At 43.4% G+C, this 17,396-nt stretch carries 17 protein-coding genes and 2 pseudogenes; 3 read left to right on the top strand and 16 right to left on the bottom strand.

Features of this window, described 5'->3' with window-relative positions; genetic code table 11:
- Positions 1-198 precede the first annotated feature (198 nt).
- Entirely contained in the window at positions 199-909 is a 711-nt protein-coding gene (locus tag F6K37_RS06900) for a glutamine amidotransferase-related protein (RefSeq protein ID WP_353837856.1), read from the bottom strand.
- Between the two features lie 113 nt (positions 910-1,022).
- Here F6K37_RS06900 and F6K37_RS06905 point away from each other — a divergent pair, with 113 nt between their 5' ends.
- Positions 1,023-2,420 (top strand): alanine racemase, encoded by a 1,398-nt coding sequence (locus tag F6K37_RS06905; protein ID WP_287249115.1) that lies wholly within the window; start codon positions 1,023-1,025, stop codon positions 2,418-2,420.
- A 77-nt stretch (positions 2,421-2,497) separates the two neighbouring features.
- On the opposite strand, the gene F6K37_RS06910 is transcribed toward F6K37_RS06905, so the two are convergent.
- On the bottom strand, positions 2,498-4,000 hold the full coding sequence (locus tag F6K37_RS06910; RefSeq protein WP_287249117.1) for an FAD-dependent oxidoreductase: 1,503 nt from the start codon (positions 3,998-4,000) through the stop codon (positions 2,498-2,500).
- A 654-nt stretch (positions 4,001-4,654) separates the two neighbouring features.
- On the opposite strand from F6K37_RS06910, the gene clpB reads away from it, so the two are divergent.
- On the top strand, positions 4,655-7,282 hold the full coding sequence (gene clpB, locus F6K37_RS06915; protein WP_287249119.1) for an ATP-dependent chaperone ClpB: 2,628 nt from the start codon (positions 4,655-4,657) through the stop codon (positions 7,280-7,282).
- Positions 7,283-7,385: 103 nt separating this feature from the next.
- Here the strand turns inward: clpB and F6K37_RS06920 are convergent, their stop codons facing one another.
- From F6K37_RS06920 to F6K37_RS06930, 3 genes are read right to left on the bottom strand one after another with little or no spacing between them, the layout of a single operon-like run.
- Entirely contained in the window at positions 7,386-7,976 is a 591-nt protein-coding gene (locus F6K37_RS06920) for a hypothetical protein (RefSeq protein WP_287249121.1), read from the bottom strand.
- A 41-nt stretch (positions 7,977-8,017) separates the two neighbouring features.
- Positions 8,018-10,174, bottom strand: coding sequence for an AAA family ATPase (locus F6K37_RS06925; protein ID WP_287249123.1), 2,157 nt, complete (start codon positions 10,172-10,174; stop codon positions 8,018-8,020).
- A 29-nt stretch (positions 10,175-10,203) separates the two neighbouring features.
- Positions 10,204-10,419: a hypothetical protein gene (locus F6K37_RS06930; protein ID WP_008182070.1), complete on the bottom strand. Its 216-nt coding sequence runs from the start codon at positions 10,417-10,419 to the stop codon at positions 10,204-10,206.
- A 31-nt stretch (positions 10,420-10,450) separates the two neighbouring features.
- Here F6K37_RS06930 and F6K37_RS06935 point away from each other — a divergent pair, with 31 nt between their 5' ends.
- Positions 10,451-10,573 carry a hypothetical protein gene (locus F6K37_RS06935; protein ID WP_267872010.1) on the top strand — a complete coding sequence of 41 codons (123 nt, stop codon included), beginning with the start codon at positions 10,451-10,453 and terminating at the stop codon, positions 10,571-10,573.
- Positions 10,574-11,033: 460 nt separating this feature from the next.
- Here the strand turns inward: F6K37_RS06935 and F6K37_RS06940 are convergent, their stop codons facing one another.
- From F6K37_RS06940 to F6K37_RS06990, 11 genes and pseudogenes are all read right to left on the bottom strand, one after another.
- Positions 11,034-11,231: a hypothetical protein gene (locus F6K37_RS06940; protein WP_008182073.1), complete on the bottom strand. Its 198-nt coding sequence runs from the start codon at positions 11,229-11,231 to the stop codon at positions 11,034-11,036.
- 173 nt (positions 11,232-11,404) lie between these two features.
- The gene (locus F6K37_RS06945; protein WP_008182075.1) at positions 11,405-11,557 is read right to left on the bottom strand and encodes a hypothetical protein; all 153 of its coding nucleotides are present in this window, start codon (positions 11,555-11,557) and stop codon (positions 11,405-11,407) included.
- 15 nt (positions 11,558-11,572) lie between these two features.
- The gene (locus F6K37_RS06950; RefSeq protein ID WP_008182078.1) at positions 11,573-12,700 is read right to left on the bottom strand and encodes an RNA-guided endonuclease InsQ/TnpB family protein; all 1,128 of its coding nucleotides are present in this window, start codon (positions 12,698-12,700) and stop codon (positions 11,573-11,575) included.
- An 88-nt stretch (positions 12,701-12,788) separates the two neighbouring features.
- Positions 12,789-12,965: a hypothetical protein gene (locus tag F6K37_RS06955; protein WP_008182081.1), complete on the bottom strand. Its 177-nt coding sequence runs from the start codon at positions 12,963-12,965 to the stop codon at positions 12,789-12,791.
- Positions 12,966-13,027: 62 nt separating this feature from the next.
- The gene (locus F6K37_RS06960) at positions 13,028-13,294 is read right to left on the bottom strand and encodes a MerR family transcriptional regulator (RefSeq protein ID WP_008182083.1); all 267 of its coding nucleotides are present in this window, start codon (positions 13,292-13,294) and stop codon (positions 13,028-13,030) included.
- 103 nt (positions 13,295-13,397) lie between these two features.
- Positions 13,398-14,195 (bottom strand): PD-(D/E)XK nuclease family protein, encoded by a 798-nt coding sequence (locus F6K37_RS06965; RefSeq protein WP_008182085.1) that lies wholly within the window; start codon positions 14,193-14,195, stop codon positions 13,398-13,400.
- A gap of 347 nt (positions 14,196-14,542) precedes the next feature.
- Positions 14,543-15,238: pseudogene (locus F6K37_RS45410) on the bottom strand (peptidylprolyl isomerase).
- A 165-nt stretch (positions 15,239-15,403) separates the two neighbouring features.
- Entirely contained in the window at positions 15,404-15,610 is a 207-nt protein-coding gene (locus tag F6K37_RS06975; protein WP_287249133.1) for a hypothetical protein, read from the bottom strand.
- 27 nt (positions 15,611-15,637) lie between these two features.
- Positions 15,638-15,814: pseudogene (locus F6K37_RS06980) on the bottom strand (HlyD family secretion protein); the annotation flags it as partial.
- Between the two features lie 4 nt (positions 15,815-15,818).
- Positions 15,819-15,965: a hypothetical protein gene (locus tag F6K37_RS06985; RefSeq protein WP_207554292.1), complete on the bottom strand. Its 147-nt coding sequence runs from the start codon at positions 15,963-15,965 to the stop codon at positions 15,819-15,821.
- Positions 15,966-16,842: 877 nt separating this feature from the next.
- Entirely contained in the window at positions 16,843-17,139 is a 297-nt protein-coding gene (locus tag F6K37_RS06990; RefSeq protein WP_287249136.1) for a hypothetical protein, read from the bottom strand.
- Between the last annotated feature and the right edge of the window lie 257 nt (positions 17,140-17,396).

The raw sequence follows: 17,396 nt of genomic DNA on the forward strand, positions 1-17,396 counted from the left end.
GCTTGTGAAAAAGCAGATCAGCCCCTGACTTTCCGTCTCCAGGTCGGCTATAACCATGGTTACTATTTTATCGCCACCTTTATAAAAGACCATATCAGCCATCATGCTGAGGCTTTGTTGGATTGAATAAAATGGAGATAATCCCTTGGTAATGAGTTATGGAAACAATCAGTCTCCTATCAGCACTTTCCTCCTCTGTTAACCGTGACTAGAGTTATTTAGAAAGTGGTTAATAAAACGCTCTAGCCAGCAATGGGATGTTGGGGCATGTGCCCGGTACCCAGTAAGCTGCTCGGTAAGTTTCTGGGTGCCAGGTTGGGAGAGCTGCCGAGAACCAGCTGTGGAACGGCACCATCGCGTAATAGTGGTATCGGTCATCTCAGGATGGAACTGAAGACCGTAAATAGAATTGCCAAAGCAAAAGGCCTGGTTCGGGAACCGCTCACTGGATGCAAGATGCACTGCAGAACAAGGTATTTCGAAGGTTTCTGCATGCCACTGGTAGACCCAGAGGGGTTCTTCAAGGAAGGTCTGTCCATATTCAGATGGGTGGATCTGAAAGTACCCGATCTCCACTAGGCCATCTGGATGAGGGCCAACCCTGCCACCCATCACACGAGCTAATAGCTGAGCCCCAAGGCAGATTCCAAGCGTTGGGGTCTGTTGTGGAAGGACACTGCGCTCCAGCCATTCCAGCTCCGAGTGAATCCCTGGGTTGTGGTCATCATTCGCGCTCTGGGGACCACCGAAGATGATGCAGGCTGCGTAGCCCCTCATGTCGGTGGGAAGTGTATCTCCCTCCACGGGACATCTACGATCAAACATGAAGCCACGTCGCTGCAATGCTTGCCCTACCTTACCAGTACTGGTGTTAGCTGCATGAACAATCACCAGGACTTGCTTACTCATCTTTTGCTCCTTCTATCTGTAGAGTGTACATTTGCCTCGTTGCCTGCGCTTGGCCATAACCTCTGACCTCTTACGATGCTTGCTTTGATTTTACGTCTCTCACACAAACTTGCTTGGAACCAGAGTTTATTTATAATGAGAGTCAGTTAATTTTAGTTTGTGGGAATTATATGCGCCGGATTCTCTTATCTGAGCAGGAAATACAAATTGCAGCAGAACAATATGGGACGCCTTTATACCTATACAATCTTGATAAAATTGGCCGTCAATACACGAAACTTCAGCAACACTTACCTAGCAATTTTAGAATTTTCTATGCTCTCAAAGCCAACAGCAGTTTGTCCATTTGCCAGAAATTAGCTCAATTGGCAGCCGGGGCAGATATCAGTTCAGTTGGGGAATTTACGGCAGCACTCAAAGCAGGCTTTCGAGCCGATCAGCTTGTGTTTACAGGGCCAGGAAAAACCAATGCAGAATTAGCTGCCTCTTTAGAGGCAGGGATTGGTCTAATTGCCCTCGAGTCAGTCAACGAAGCCCAGCGCCTGAATGACTTGGCTGAGAGGTATAGTAAGAAGCAAAATGTTCTGGTCCGTATCAACCCGTCATATAGAACTGATCAAAGTTGTGAGGTTCAGCAACAAAGGAGTAATTTTGGAAGCAGTAAGGGGCAGGGTGGAGAGTCTTCTACGCTAGTTCAGACAGTTGCTAGTAGCGCCAGCAAATTTGGCATAGATGAAGCAAGCGCTACTGAAGGAATTGCAACGATAGATTCCTTACCCAATCTCAGCTTAAAAGGAATTCATATCTTTACAGAAAGCAATGTTCTAAACTATACGCAATTACTAGCTTCCTGGAGCAATACTATAAACATTGCTAACCGCCTCAATGATCAAGGTTATCCCATCTCCCTGCTGGACTTTGGAGGAGGAATTGGCATCCCATTCAACCCTGTTGATGACGAATTTGATATTGAATCTTTTGGTCAGGAATTGCAGCAGCTTTTTGGGAATAATCGTTATCCCTATCAGTGCATTGTCGAAATCGGACGTTATTTAGTTGGAGAATCAGGATGTTATATTACAGAGGTTGTTGACATCAAGCAATCCCAGGGTAAAAAATTTATCATTTTAGATGGAGGAGTTCATCAACTTTTAAGACTGTCCATGAAATCAGCTAATAAATATATGGAAGTCTTGGGAAGAAATGGTAATAACACCCAGAAAGCAACTTTAGCAGGGAAGTTGCCAGCACCTTTAGATATTCTGGTTGAGGACGTTAGTGTTCCAGAAGAGATCGCAATTGGCGATCGTTTGGTTATCTATAATTGTGGGTCCTATGGGTTTAATTACAGCCTCACCAACTTTGCCCTACATAATTATCCTGCAGAAGTTGCCTATGAGGATGGAATAATGGGGATAATTCGCACTAAAGGGAATGTAGAGGATTTCTTCATTAACCAAAATTTGGGCTTTGTCACAAAAACTGGGGCCTCAGCGACTGCTGTATTCTAGAGTGGCAATAGCTCTACATTAAGCCAAGAAACAATGCGGGTCGATTGATTGTACTTAATCCAACTAAACCCGGCTATTTATAGACCAAAGGGGGCAAACACTGGAGCCCACAGACGTGAAATCCTTGGGATACAACTCACTTTGCTAAGAGATGGATAGGACTGGGACAGAAAGAACACCAGCCATTTGAACCGAGACCGCTGACTGATTAGATAACGCACAAAGTAGAAACTGAGGTGAAGGAGTCTTTTCTTATCCTTTTGCCAGCAGTTACGTGGGACTAGAAGGTTAGGACCACAGTTCTCTTCTACTTTGGGGCGTGTGTTTGGGTCAACCAAGTGCATGTACAAGAGCTTGGCATGCATCGTGGAATTACCCAATCCATAGCTTGTAAAGGTGACATTTGCTGGACAGTCGGCAAGCAACATCGTTCCGTCATCTTGGTATTCTTCCTGAAAGAAAGAAGGTACTTTATAGCTAAAACCTGTACAACTCACGATCGTGTCGGCCTCCAAAGTCTGGCACCCCTCGGCAGTGGTAATCTCTACTGTGTGGTTTCTCAGACCTGTGATCTTTCCACGGATGGGCACCACTCGGCCTTGCTGAATTTCTTGATAAATGTTGAACTGCGGGATAGCCGGTCGTTCCCAAATCGAAGGGAAAAGATTGTCCATATTGTGTGCAGCATAGATGGGCCGATATAGAAAAGGCCACTCAATCCACTGGATGAGCTGTGGAATCAGAGTCATCCACATTGGCGAAAATTCGATCAAGTCTTGGAGTGGTAAACTTCTCTTTACATCATCCACCTGAAGGATCTTTGGTCGTCGCACTGCCCAGTAGATAGCCTGACAACCTGAATCCAAAGCATATTTAATGTGCTCCATGGCAGATGCGCCCCCTCCAACAATAAGGGTCTTGGAACCTGGCCTATGGATTTGCGATGGTTCGTACTCATAAGGGTAGACAACCTCTCCAGCAAATGTTTCTATGCCTGGGGACATCATGTCCATCCGCTCAGAGAGATGACCTGTGCATATCAAGACTCCATCGAACTGCTCCCCGGCATGGTGGTTAATCGAGAACTTCCGGTTCTTGTCACGAAAGATAGACTCGACACGGTCACCCAGTCGGATTCGGTTTGTCAGCTCCTCCTTCTCACACATATGACGCAGATTTTTTACAATATCTCCTGCGGAAGCTCTGGGCTGCGGCCACTGGTTCGAGTGGTGAAACGTATAAGCGATGGAAGGCATTTGGAGTGTTGAACTATCGTAGGCGAAGGTGCTCCAGGTTCCCCCAATGTCGTCTCCTGATTCGAATATCGTGACCTCAACACCTTGTCTCTTTAGCCAGACCGCTGAGCAAAGGCCGCGTACCCCTGTACCAATAATAGCAACGTGGAGAGTATGCTCTTGCTGCTTCTCCTTGATCTGACGTTGCGACAGGAGTGTAAGAATCGGTAACAAAGACACTAAGAGGAGAAGTTGTACAGCGGAAAATATGTAGAAGCAGCTGACGTAGATAGCGTAGAGAATGGGAAAAAGGATTGTCTTGGAGACATAATGACGTAGAAACATCTCAAATAAAATAATTTAGCAATATGCTGTAAATAATAATACAATAACGGGGGCACCCAGGGCAAAGGCACCTAAATTTTTGGCCTTGCTTAATAAGCACCTACACAGAATTAATTGCTTACTACCAAACTCTGTAACCATTACATTGTAAAGCTTTGAGTTTTTTTAAAATGTGTAATTAATTTTGTTTACCTGCTTAAGGGAATGATTAACCAACGCCGAAATTAAAACCATTAACTATCTATAATTCATAGCAGCAATTATCGATTTTTATCTGTTATTACACATTGGAAACAGCATGTTGTAACTAGCAACTTGGGTTATTAAGCTGTTGCGCATTTAAATTGGTTATTATTCAGTCTCTTGATGCAAAGCGCGAGTGGGGGTTTCCCCCAAGACCGCTTAGGTGCGCTTTCCGCATTAAGAATTAAATTCGCCACGGGTCGCACCTCTGCATCGCTTTGAAAAAAAACCGTCAAACCCTCTCCCCTGCTCTCCTGCTCCCCTGCTGTCAGAACGATAGAATTTAAATGAAAACCAGCTTACCTGGCTTTGAGGACGGCAATATCCCAAAAAGAAGACGTGAAGACCGATCTATGGGATCGCACTGGCTTTTTTAGAATTGTGAACAGTTAGAGGAAAGAGTGATTAGAGATGCAACCAAGTAACCCTAACCAGTTTACCGAAAAAGCCTGGGAAGCGATCGCACACACCCAAGATGTTGCTAAAGCCGCACGCCAACAACAAATCGAAACCGAACACTTGATGAAGGCGATGCTGGATCAAGATGGACTCGCTACCAGTATTCTTAACAAAGCGGAAGTGTCTGTGCCAGGGGTAAGGGAAGCAACGGAATCTTTTATCAAAAAACAACCTCAGGTTTCTGGTAATAGCGACTCCGTTTACCTAGGACGCAGCATGAATAGCTTGCTAGACCGAGCAGAGTCCTATCGTAAAGAATACCAAGACGATTATATCTCCATTGAGCATCTGATCCTGGCTTATCTGAAAGATGACCGCTTTGGTAAGTCATTATTCCAGAAGTTTAAACTAGATGAAAATAGGCTTAAACTTACCATTGCTGACATTCGAGGGAATCAGAAAGTGACCGACCAAAATCCAGAGGGCAAATACCAAGCACTGGAAAAATATGGACGTGATCTGACAGAGGCGGCGCGGGAGGGAAAGCTTGACCCAGTTATTGGGCGAGATGATGAAATTCGGCGCACGATTCAAATTCTCTCGCGCCGTACTAAAAATAACCCAGTGCTGATGGGGGAACCTGGTGTTGGGAAAACTGCTATTGCTGAAGGCTTGGCACAACGGATTATAGCCGGTGATGTGCCTCAATCCCTCAAAGACCGACAATTGATTGCTCTGGATATGGGCGCATTGATTGCTGGGGCTAAGTTTCGGGGAGAGTTTGAAGAACGCCTGAAAGCGGTACTAAAAGAAGTGACCGATTCCCAAGGCAAAATTATCCTGTTCATTGATGAAATCCATACCGTTGTCGGTGCTGGTGCTTCTCAAGGAGCAATGGATGCGGGAAATTTGCTCAAACCAATGTTATCACGGGGTGAATTGCGCTGTATCGGTGCTACTACTCTCGATGAGTACCGCAAGTACATTGAAAAAGATGCAGCACTCGAAAGACGCTTCCAGCAGGTCTATGTTGACCAGCCTAGTGTAGCTGATACTATCTCGATTCTACGAGGTCTTAAAGAACGGTATGAAGTTCACCATGGGGTAAAAATTGCCGATAGTGCTTTAGTGGCAGCAGCTACTTTGTCTACTCGGTATATTAGCGATCGCTTTTTACCAGACAAAGCCATTGACTTAATGGATGAAGCGGCAGCACGGCTAAAAATGGAAATTACTTCCAAGCCAGAAGAACTCGATGAAATTGACCGCAAAATTATCCAGCTGGAAATGGAACGGTTGTCTTTACAAAAAGAAACTGATCTCGCCTCCATCGAAAGGCTGGAAAGACTCGAAAAAGAACTGGCTGATCTTAAAGAAGAACAGCGTACTTTGAATGCCCAGTGGCAATCAGAAAAAGATGTGATTGACCGGATTCAGGGGATTAAGGAAGAGATTGATCGAGTTAACGTAGAAATTCAACAGGCAGAACGGGATTATGACCTCAACCGAGCCGCTAAGTTAAAATACGGCAAGTTAGCCGAGTTGCAAAAATCCCTGGCAGCCGTTGAGCAACAGCTAGCCGAGAACCAAACCAGTAGTAAATCCCTGCTGCGGGAAGAAGTTACAGAAGCTGACATTGCGGAAATTATCTCTAAGTGGACTGGAATTCCCATTAGTAAGCTGGTTGAGTCTCAGAAAGAGAAGCTACTGCACCTGGAAGAAGAACTACACAAGCGGGTGATTGGTCAAGAGGAAGCCGTTACTGCTGTTGCCGATGCTATTCAGCGATCGCGTGCGGGATTAGCTGACCCCAATCGTCCCACCGCTAGCTTTATTTTCCTCGGTCCTACCGGTGTGGGTAAGACAGAATTGGCAAAAGCCTTAGCAGCCTATCTGTTTGACACCGAAGAGGCTATGGTGCGAATCGATATGTCTGAGTATATGGAAAAGCATACCGTTTCCCGACTGATTGGTGCTCCTCCAGGCTATGTGGGTTACGAAGAAGGAGGTCAGTTAACCGAAGCTATCCGTAGACGTCCCTATGCCGTAATTCTATTTGACGAAATCGAAAAAGCACACCCGGATGTCTTTAATGTCATGCTGCAAATCCTTGATGATGGTCGAGTGACTGATGCTCAAGGGCATACCGTAGATTTCAAGAATAGCGTTATTATCATGACTAGCAATATTGGCTCCCAGTATATTCTGGATGTAGCTGGGGATGACTCCAAGTATGAAGAAATGCGGAGTCGGGTCATGGAAGCAATGCGCTCTAGTTTCCGCCCTGAATTCCTCAATCGGATTGATGAGGTGATTATTTTCCATACCTTGCAAAAACATCAGTTGCGCAATATTGTCCAGCTGCAAACCCTGCGCTTAGAGCAACGGTTAGTAGAGCGCAAGATGTCTCTGAAACTTTCCGATGCAGCTCTTGACTTTTTGGCAGAATTAGGGTACGACCCGGTGTTTGGAGCACGACCCCTGAAGCGAGCTATTCAGCGGGAGTTGGAAACTCCTATTGCTAAGGGAATTCTCAGGAGTGAATTTAATGATGGGGACACTATCTTTGTGGATGTGAACAATGAACGGCTTTCCTTTCAGCGATTGCCTGCTCAGTTGTTGATCAGTGAGTCTAATTGAAGTTTAGAAAGGTTGAAGGCTATTGTGTGCTACACCCCTAAGCATTCAGCCCTAAGTGGTCAGCTATCAGCTGAATGCTTAGGGGAGAAAGTATACCCTAACCCTAAAACCTATACCTTGCCCGCAGTCCCATAACACTTTCTTTTGGTAATACTTTTTGTCTCTCCCTATCCAAATACTTATCCAAATCAGTGAGAACTTCCTCAGCTGGAATACTTGATACTATAGCGCCATAGTCATTGACAACCCTAGGGAATTCCTGATTCACCTGATCTTGCAGTTCTGGAATTGCCCTTACTGAGGTTTGTAGTCTCCCTACAGGATGATTACCTGCCTTAATTCCCTTGGCTTTAGCGATAATCCAATTTGACAATAACTCTAATCTCAAAACCGCAAAGATAGGTTCATATCCTTCTCTCGCTTTTTTCTTCAAGCCATCCACATCCTTCTGTCCTAGTGTCACCGTATGCTTGGTGGTGGTCTTTACTTCAATGGAAAGATTAGGAAAGTAGGGGTGATTCCAACTATCGATATCTACACCTTGAGAGGAATAGTTTTCTACCTGAAAACCCAAGCGACAGAAGGTAATCGCTAGGAAAATCTGGCAAGTTTTGCCAAACCCATTATCTTTTCTAGAGCGACTATTTAGGTGTTGTTGAATGGTGGTTAAATGGTTGAATGTTGATGCATCCATATTCTAAATTCTAAATTCTAAATTCTAAATTCTAAATTCTATTACCCATTACCCTCGATAGTTGGTCCACGAGTTGGTGTCCACTGTCCCAATCGGTATAGTTTGTTGGGCTTAGTTAGCTTGAAACTCAGCTGCTCGACGAAATCATCTTCTGAGGTGGCAATAATCAATTGCTTTTTCTCCAATACCTGATCCAACACCTCAGCCAACCGTTCTTTATGGACTGGGTCTAGATTTTGCGACGGGTCATCTAGCACCATGAAGCCGATATTATGAGTTAATTGCTCTGAAGTTGCTAGGGCTAGAAATATACTCAAAGCAGCACAATTAATATCACCCTTGTTCAACAGTCGTAAGGCAACTTCTGACTCTCCATATCCCACCGCCATCACTTCATATTTGTCTGGGTCAATCTCAATATCTGGAAAGTCACTACGATGGGCTAGCTGACGATATATACTAGAAATTGCTGCTCTGGTAGTATCGATTTTCTCTTTAGCTGAGTTTCCTAGCACTTCCTGTACAGCTTCACCAATAGTTAACAATCGGTCACAGAATGCTTCCAAGTCAGCTTTTGCTGCTTCAACTTCTTTATATTCAGGGCAATCTTGAATCGAAAACAAATTATCTACCTCTTGGCGATAACGTAGGACAGTAATAATCCGTTTAATGTTTTCTAAGTCTTGATCAATGCTATCGATACGCTGATTACTTTGCTCAACTGCGGTGCGAATCCTGGCTAATTCTTGATCTACTTCAGTAATGGCTTGATTGAGCAGAGCAAGAGCGTTAACAGAGTCATTAATTTCTGTTTCTAAAGCTACTGCGATCGCATTTTTTGCTTGTTGTAATCCCTTATCCTTATCTAATCGTTCCCGTTGCAACCGCTCCAAGGTTTTAATCAGTCTCTGTAACTCCTCTACTGCTGTTTCTAATTCCCGAATCTCCTTCTGAATCGGTTTTAGCTGTAACTTCATGTCTTGCTGCCAGGATTCTAATTCCTGACGCAACTGAACTGGATTAATTGGTGTAGAGCAAACGGGACAATCTTGGGCTTGATCTTCTTGTACTGACTTCAGAAATTTTAGGGTTTGGATAATGATACCGGCACGATTGTTGATAGTATTTAGACTCCCTTGCTTAGCCGGTAACTCTTCTTGTTCAATTTGATTTTTTTTTGCCAAAATTTCTGGTAGCATGCCGTATTGAGCTTCCAGTTGGTGAATCTCGTTTTCTTTTTGGTTGAGTTCCATAACCTTGGTCTCAACATTAGCTTTCAAACGATTTAATTCACTTTGCTGATTCAGCAATTCTTTCTGCCGTTCCCAGTCGGGCTGAGCATTACGTAATTGCTTAATCGCCTCCTTACCACCATCTACAAATCCTTCCAAATCATCAGTAGTTTGGTATTTTGGTAAAGAGGGCACCAGCAATCCATAGTCTTTGGCAAAATTCTCAACTGCATTTTCAACCCCTTGGCAAATAGCTTTTGCTCCATTTAGGGATAATTGGCTGAGCGGAATATCATGAAAAATGGCTTCTTCTTCTGCTAGACCTAAGTCATTTTCCTTAATCGCTTTTGCCGTTTCAATTTTGCTGATAATCTGACCAAACTCTTGATCAATTTTCTTAAACTCTTCCTGGGCTTTAGCTCGCTTAATTCCATCCAATAGATTGCGCCAATCCGTCAAACCCATGAGGCGATCCAGAGCATTTTTGCGCTCTTTTGGTTCCTGAATCAGTAGCGCACTGATAGTTTCTTGATGTAGGTAGACACAACTCATGTAGTCAGACAATTCTAGACCCAGTAGCACCCGCAAGTCAGTTTCATCTTCCTGATACGAGCCATTATTAATCTGATAGTAAAACTTGGGATTACCACGACGTTTGCGGTCACTCCGATATACCTTTAGTATTTCCTCATTCCCTTCAAAGATAACTTCTACACTAGTCTCCCTTGACGATTGGTTTTTAACTAACCAATTCTTGCGCTCTTCAATTTTAGTAGCACTTTTATTAGCGACATCTTTGCCAAATAGACACCACTCAATCGCATTCAGGGTACTACTTTTACCTCCCCCCTGAGCTCCTACAATTAATGTGCAGGCTTGATCAAAGCGAAATTCCCGTTCTCCCGCTTGTTCAGGAAAGCCTCTAAACCCCTTGATCTTGACTGATACCAGTCGATAGTTTTCCATAGACACTGTTCCTCATCAGACTCTCTTGCTCATAGACCAATGGTAGCCATCAGTTTTTTGTAGGCTTTTTTGTAAGCACTTCGATGTTTTTCCAACCGATAACGAGCCATATCAGTGACCCCTTGTGATGAACCGCTATCAAACTCTTTGAGCAATTCCTCACCAAGGGCTATCAAACCTTGCTCATGGTCTGAATCAATGGCTTGATCTTTCAGTTGCTCAAATAATTTATCATTGTCTTTCATTAGCGATCGCATTAATTAGTCATGTAACCATATGCCCTATGCCCATAGGCTGAGAGCTGAATGCTTAGGGTGTGACCCTCAGCCCTCAGCCGTCAGCCGTCAGCCGTCAGCCGTCAGCCGTCAGCCGTCAGCCGTCAGCCGTCAGCCGACGTAACAGAGATTAAACCAATGCTTACTTGTTGTCTTGATCCCAAGCGCGAGTGGGGGAAACCCCCGTGAGGCCACTGGATCGCTTATTCAAAAGCTGAGAGCTGATAGCTGATATATAGCAGAAGTCATTTGTCAGAAGTCAGAAGTCAGAAGTTAAACTCAAGCCAAACTGTAGTTTGAGACTTTTGTCATGTCCTAATTACCCTGGCGACTGCTATAGCACTACGCATTAAGGTGTTTGACATTTATAAAAGCAGCAAAAGCTATTATAATCAGCTATTGCTAGCATGCCTATTGCCTTGCGCGTAGCGCTATAGCACATTAAGTAGCACCATCTGTAGCGCATTAGCTGATAGCTGAGAGCTGATAGCTGAATGCTTACTAGACTATGAGCTGGTTACTGATAACTCAGCATTTAGCACTTACCATTCCGCATTCAGCACTGTTCAACCTATATCAGCCGATTAACTCTTCTTCTGCTTAGGGGATGAAGCAGCTTTATTTTCCTCTATCCATTCTTCGATCAACTCCAATAAGATATGATTCATGGTGACTCCTTTGAGAGCGCACATAGATTTGAATTTTGCCCGTAAGGATTCAGGCAAAAATAGTTTGTAGCTAACTTGTTTTTCTTCTGACACATCTTTTGACAACTTTGACATCCCAATTATCCTACTAAGGGTTAAACTATTCAATAGGTATTTTAAGTTTTTTGTGTTATTTAGAGATTTTGTGTTATTATAACCCTATGAAACCCAAAGAAGCCAGCGGCACTGAGTCTGGTAAAATTTTGTTCGACCAGACTTTGTAGCCTATGGGCTGGTTAGCGCACTAGCTACAGCAGAGGTTCCCCCGGGGATCTCTGCTTAACTGCATCATGAATCTTACACAAACCTAGACATTCGGTCTGAAGTTCAATTCCTGCTTCGTTTTCTTCTACGTGGGAAGTCGGCTTCTTCCACTCCACAGGCGTTTGATCGATTGCCATCGACAGTGAGAGCCCCTACCGAGCTTCCCAACGCTCTATGTTGATTGCCGCGTTGAGATCCCGGTCTTCAAGATTTCCACAACCTCCACAAATATACACCCTTTCCTTCAATGGCATATTCTGTTTATGTCCGCATTTGTGGCAAGTCTTTGATGATGGAAACCACCTATCTACTAGGGTCAGCTTGAATCCATGGAATTCTTGCTTGTAAGTCAGCAACTCTCTGAATCGGTAGAATCCCAACAAGGAGATGGCCTCCGCTAGTTTATGATTAGCCAACATTCCCAACACGTTCAAGTCTTCAATCAAAATTTCTTGATAAGTCTGAGCTAATCGAGTGGTTTCCTTTTGCAAAAAGTCCTCTCTAATGTTTGCAAGGTGCTTGTGTTGCTTTCTCAGTCTTCCATAGTAAGTCAGTGCGTTCTGACTTGGTTTTGTCTTTGTCTGACCGTTGCCTAACACCTTTTTGCGATTGCGCCACTGTAGCTTCGATAGCTTGGTTTTCGCTTTCTTTATCGATTCGGGCGTTTCAATCTGGGTGCGGTCAGACAATGTGGCAAAGCACTTGACTCCGAGGTCTATTCCGACTTTCTGCTGGGTGTGTTTGATCGCAGGAACGGGACAAGCATCGATTTTGAACGATATAAACCACTTCCCGACTTCTCTGGAAATCGTGAATGTTTGGGAAATACAGTTGTAAGGGATCCCCTCCTTTAATCTGAACCATCCCAAGGTAGGGATATTGATTTGTTTCCCGGCAAACAACAGTCGCTTACCGTTGCAGTCATCAACGGTGAAACTGCATTGATGACGCTTTGTCTTAAATTTTGGCATCTGAGCTTTAAGCTTAGGGTCGCGCCAACGACTCAAAGCTTTAGCTAAGTTCCGGAATGCATTTTGGTAAATACGACTTGGATACTTGTTACACCAAGCCAACTCAGTACTTTTCTTGGTGACATTAGTGAACACCTTCTTAATGGCATTCAACCGTTTAGAATCGGAAGCTTTGACATGATCAAACTCCCATGATGCTTTCATCATCCCTAGTCCGTAGTTGTAGACGAATCGGGAGAATCCTGCGCACTGAGCTAGCCAATTGGCTTGCTTGTGATTAACTTTGAGTTCTCGTTTGATAGCATACATGAGACGAAACCTTAGAATAAAGGAGCCTTAATTAATAAGTTTTAACCCTTTTACCCATGACCGACCAACTATAAAGGCTCCTTTATTCTTACGGTAACTTCAAGGGAATTTCGACCATTATTTGTACTTCCGATGCTAATTTAGCGCAATTTTCCGGATTGTCAAGGTTTTTGTCAATATTTTCTTGAATGGGTTGAATGTAACGCCTCAAACCATAGAGCCGACAAGAGAAACAGTGAATAATCGCCATCAGATCTTCGACCATCTCCTGTTGAAGACTCAGAGATTCATTATTGGTGATGACGATCTCACAGTCGGAGTACTCAGCTAATTGGAGGATAAGGTATCCATAGCTTTCACTTGGTTTTCCAGGTCGGGTCTTTGAGCCGGGGATGACACCCGACAATACACAACCACAGACCTTTTAATATCGTCATTGAGTAAGCCTTTGAGTTGATTAATGTGTTTTTGGGTGTAAACTCTATGGTTCCCTAAAGTCCGATCGGCTATTAACTTTCCCGATATATCCCACCGTTGTAAGGTTCGGACAGTCACACCAGCGATTTTGGCGAATTCGTGAGGTCTGTAATGCATAACTAGACAGGTCTGGGTCGGTTTGTTTAGTCTTGTCTAATATTTAACGACTAAGCGTCAACTCTTACTGGTGCTAGGAGCAAACCCAGTCAGGGGTGGTAGCTCAAAGGGAAACTTCTTGGATATCAGCTAAATCGGGTAGTAATTCTGTACTATCGTTGCTCAGCCTATTCCCGTAACGCTGACAACGCACGGCAAAGGTACAATCACCACATCGACCAAGGGATGCTGCTACTTGAGGAAAAGCTAAACCTTGATCTTGGTACCCTTGTAGCCACCCAGCCAACTGGGTCAACAACTGAGTCAAATCCTCCCTAGTTTTCTGGTGTTGTGCGCTATTGTAGGTAAATTTAAGACTCTGGGCACAGGGTTGGGATTTGACAAACCAGTAACTCATGGAAATTTGTTCTGGCCAATAATCGCTAGTTTCTGCTAGGACGTAGAGATACAGGCGTGTTTGCCAGTCTTGGGCTAACCAATCCCGGTTTTTAGGTTGAGGATAGGTCTTCCAATCAAGAATTTGAGCCGAGTCTTCCCCTGCAATCAATAAGTCATAGATAACTGTAAGTAGATAACCTTGGAAATACAGGGTTCGGCAATGTTCCGCTTCCCGGAAGCTTTCAGGCTCTGGGTTGGAAAGTTCTGGTGCGGCATTGACTAAACCACTCAGCCAGTAGTCGAGTTGGGTATCCTCTTCTACTAAGGATGTAACTGGTAACCCAAGTTCCCGCTGTTGCATTAATAGGTGAAAGCGGCTTCCCCAAGTAAGACGCTCTTGTTGTTCGGGAGACACGGGTGTTCCCAGCTGGTCAAAGTAAATGTGTTGGAACTTACGGGGACAGGTTTGTAATACGTTCAGCTGTCCTTGGGATAGACGAGTTAGAGGGGCGGGAGGAGACACTGGTCAATGATCTAATCAAATCTTGGAGACATTGGGTTTGTTTGTGATCTATTAGCTAGTGTAGCGGAAGATATCGAATGCGATCGCATTTTCTTATAACAGTCGAAATCCCCCATCCTCCGTTTGAGGTGGGATGAAAGGCGCGTCAGAGAACTTAACTTAGAAATATAAATCATCAAAAATGCCCCCTGATCAGCATCAGAGGGCATTTAATTTCAAAAGCTTAAAGACCAAGATTAGAATTCTAAATTCTAAATTCTAAATTCTAAATTCTGCATGTATAAGTTTCCACTCAAGACCTAGGCAGCTTGGTAACCTAAGTCAAGGTTTTTGGTAACTTCAAATTGCTAAACCTGTTGCTTAGTCCATTCATAAAATAAATTTAAGAGGATTTGAGAGCGCAGCTTATCATCCAATTGGGGTTCAATAATCTCCTCCACCAAAATCAAGTGTACTCCCTTAGAGGTCACAATGGGTTTGAGAACCTCCGGTGGCTTAGCTGCAAAGACAGCAGCAGAAATCTCCGGCTTGATCTGCTCACGAGTTACTACTCCTTGATATCCCCCATAGCGACGTAATTCTTTATCCTGGATATACTGATGAGCAACATCATAGAAACTCATCTCTCCTTCCTGAATACCATAAAAGAGTTCCATGGCTAAATCTTGATCATCTATGATTACCTCATAGATCACCACACCAGCATAATCTAGCTGATTTTAAAAGAAATAGGGTTCAACTTTATCGGCAAATAAATGCCTAGCTAACTTTCCATAAATAGCGCCATTGTATACCATAGCTTCAAACTATTATAAGGTCATACCATGTTTTTCCAGCCATGGCCAAGTTTTCTCAGCACTCCCGATTTGGCTAACTATCCTGAATTTATCTGCTGCGTCTTGAAGTTCTTCTGTCTCTACTTTGATACCCGCCTCAGCGGCAGCAGCTGCGATTAACTTGCGGGTAGTAATTGCTTCGATAATCTCAGGAATTTTACCAGATAGCTTGATTTCTTCAAGAATATCGTCTTTGGTAATCGTGATAGCTGGTTACATCGTGTTTATCCTACTAATTTAAACTGTGAAATTTATAGTGCTGCATCGCTTTGCAAATTGAATTTTTCAACACTATTACACGCCGTGCTATAAAAAGCGATCGCACTAATTGATAATGCCCTGAATTGACTGATATGACATCCCGGAAATCACCTATAATTTCAAACCTCCTTGCTGCAACTTCTTAAACGGATCGAGAATAAAATCAATAATCCGACGCTGGCGTACAATCACCTCAGCGGTTGCTGTATCTCCAGGACGGAATCCAATACACTCCTTACCTGTGGGAATACAATCTTGATTTAAGGCAATTTCTATGTTATAGGCTGCTACCTCAGAGGTAGTTGGAGAAATTTCCACTAACTCTCCTGCTATCACTCCATACTATTGAAACGGATAGGCATCAAACTTCAGTTTGACTGGCATTCCTTTCTTTAAATAACCACTTTCAGTTGTTGCCATCTGGGCTCGAATAATTAATGATGAATCCTCTGGGGCAATTTCTGCTACCATAGTACCCTGCTGCACTACAGCACCAGGTCTTTGAATCGGTAACTGAAATATAGCACTACCCATTAAGGTGTTTGACATTGTCTTGATGCAATAGCGAGTGGGGGAAACCACGGCAATAGCGAGTGGGGGAAACCCCCAAGACCGCGCTGCCTCCCCAAGACCGTAATGGTGCGTTTTCCGCATTAAGAATTAAATTCGCCACGGGTCGCACCTCTGCATCGCTCCTAAACTCTGAAACGTAAGTCTAAGCTTACTTCTGACTTCTGACTTCTAACTTCTGACTTGCGCGTAGCGCTATACCATTCCACTTACCGGTGCGTCTAAGACTCGTTGCTTTAACTGAAGCTGCAACGAGTCAATCTGACGCTTACTCTGAGCAATTTCTGAATTTAGGGTAGTAATTTTAGTCTCTATATTATTCAGTTGTTCTTCTATTTTTAGTACAGATAACTTACCGGAATGAATTAAACTCTGATAACTCCTATCCTGTTATTTTAATCGTAATTTTGCTTGTTCAATATCTGCTTGTGCTTGACGGTCCGTTCATAACTACTTTTTTCTTCCATAATCCGTAATTTAGCCTGTTCAATATCAGACTTAGTTTGTTCATACAATCGTCGCCTTTACTGTACCACATCATCCTTATCTAACACATCAATTTCTGGCACAACTCCTTGTTGCCAAAGTTTACGATAGCGTTGCACCTCTCCCTGGGCATTAGCTAAACGAATCTCTAGTAACTTAGAGGCTGTTTTACTAAGTTCAAGATTTTGCCTGGCCTGATTTCCTTGAGCTAATTTTTATTATTTTTGTAAGTTATAGGAATTACTCAGATCAATTATAGTCTGTCGCACTTGGTCAATTTGAGCTGGCTTTTCCAAGGCTTGGGCTTGATTTTGTTGCTGCTGAGTTGTCAAGACTACCACTAACTGATTTTTTAGTAATTATAACTGCGATCGCCTACTCAATTGCCCCTTTAATTTATCGTTAACTTGCTGCAATTCAGTACGGACTAACCCGGATTTCAAAATCACTAAATTTTGTCCAGCCTCAACCTTTTCCCCCTCTTTAACTTGAATTTAATCCACGGTACCGGCTACAGCAGCATCCAGCCTCACAGTCTTACCCTTTGGTTCAAGTCGTCCTCTAGCTGTACCGGTTTCATCTACCTTATAGAGCATCGACCAGGGTAAAATAATGGAAACAAATACTACTAGAAAGTACAGTAATCCCCTTGTCCAAACCTGAGGCCAACTATCGAGTAATTCTTTAGTGGCGTAAGACCAATCATCAGTAAATTTAGCTAGGTTTGGGGCGTTTAAACTATCTTGATCATGATTAGTGTCTTGTAGCTGAGTTGGAGGATGTCCATTCAAGTGTCCAAGTGTCCATTCAATGTATTGGGCATAATTTTATTTATTATTTATTGATACTAGTTATTGGGGCTTAGGATTATTCATGAATAAATAAATTAAAATTTATGTAATTTTTCAGGATTAAGGACTCAGGATTAAGGACTAATTTGCTGGGGATTAAAATAGTAATAATGTCCCCTTTTTGTCATTAATTACTGATGGGTTACCCTCTCAATCAATACTCCTCTATCCAGCACTAAAATTAAATCCGCATTCCG

The organism is Moorena sp. SIO4E2, assembly GCF_010671945.1.
Taxonomy (GTDB): Bacteria; Cyanobacteriota; Cyanobacteriia; order Cyanobacteriales; family Coleofasciculaceae; genus Moorena; species Moorena producens.

Coding starts and splice junctions, on each gene's coding strand:
- F6K37_RS06900 (WP_353837856.1), bottom strand. CDS start 909: ATGAGTAAGCAAGTCCTGGTGATTGTTCATGCAGCTAACACCAGTACT.
- F6K37_RS06960 (WP_008182083.1), bottom strand. CDS start 13,294: ATGCATTACAGACCTCACGAATTCGCCAAAATCGCTGGTGTGACTGTC.
- F6K37_RS06910 (WP_287249117.1), bottom strand. CDS start 4,000: ATGTTTCTACGTCATTATGTCTCCAAGACAATCCTTTTTCCCATTCTC.
- F6K37_RS06950 (WP_008182078.1), bottom strand. CDS start 12,700: ATGTATGCTATCAAACGAGAACTCAAAGTTAATCACAAGCAAGCCAAT.
- clpB (WP_287249119.1), top strand. CDS start 4,655: ATGCAACCAAGTAACCCTAACCAGTTTACCGAAAAAGCCTGGGAAGCG.
- F6K37_RS06925 (WP_287249123.1), bottom strand. CDS start 10,174: ATGGAAAACTATCGACTGGTATCAGTCAAGATCAAGGGGTTTAGAGGC.
- F6K37_RS06945 (WP_008182075.1), bottom strand. CDS start 11,557: ATGGCAATCGATCAAACGCCTGTGGAGTGGAAGAAGCCGACTTCCCAC.
- F6K37_RS06930 (WP_008182070.1), bottom strand. CDS start 10,419: ATGAAAGACAATGATAAATTATTTGAGCAACTGAAAGATCAAGCCATT.
- F6K37_RS06955 (WP_008182081.1), bottom strand. CDS start 12,965: ATGGTCGAAGATCTGATGGCGATTATTCACTGTTTCTCTTGTCGGCTC.
- F6K37_RS06940 (WP_008182073.1), bottom strand. CDS start 11,231: ATGTCAAAGTTGTCAAAAGATGTGTCAGAAGAAAAACAAGTTAGCTAC.
- F6K37_RS06920 (WP_287249121.1), bottom strand. CDS start 7,976: ATGGATGCATCAACATTCAACCATTTAACCACCATTCAACAACACCTA.
- F6K37_RS06935 (WP_267872010.1), top strand. CDS start 10,451: ATGCCCTATGCCCATAGGCTGAGAGCTGAATGCTTAGGGTGTGACCCT.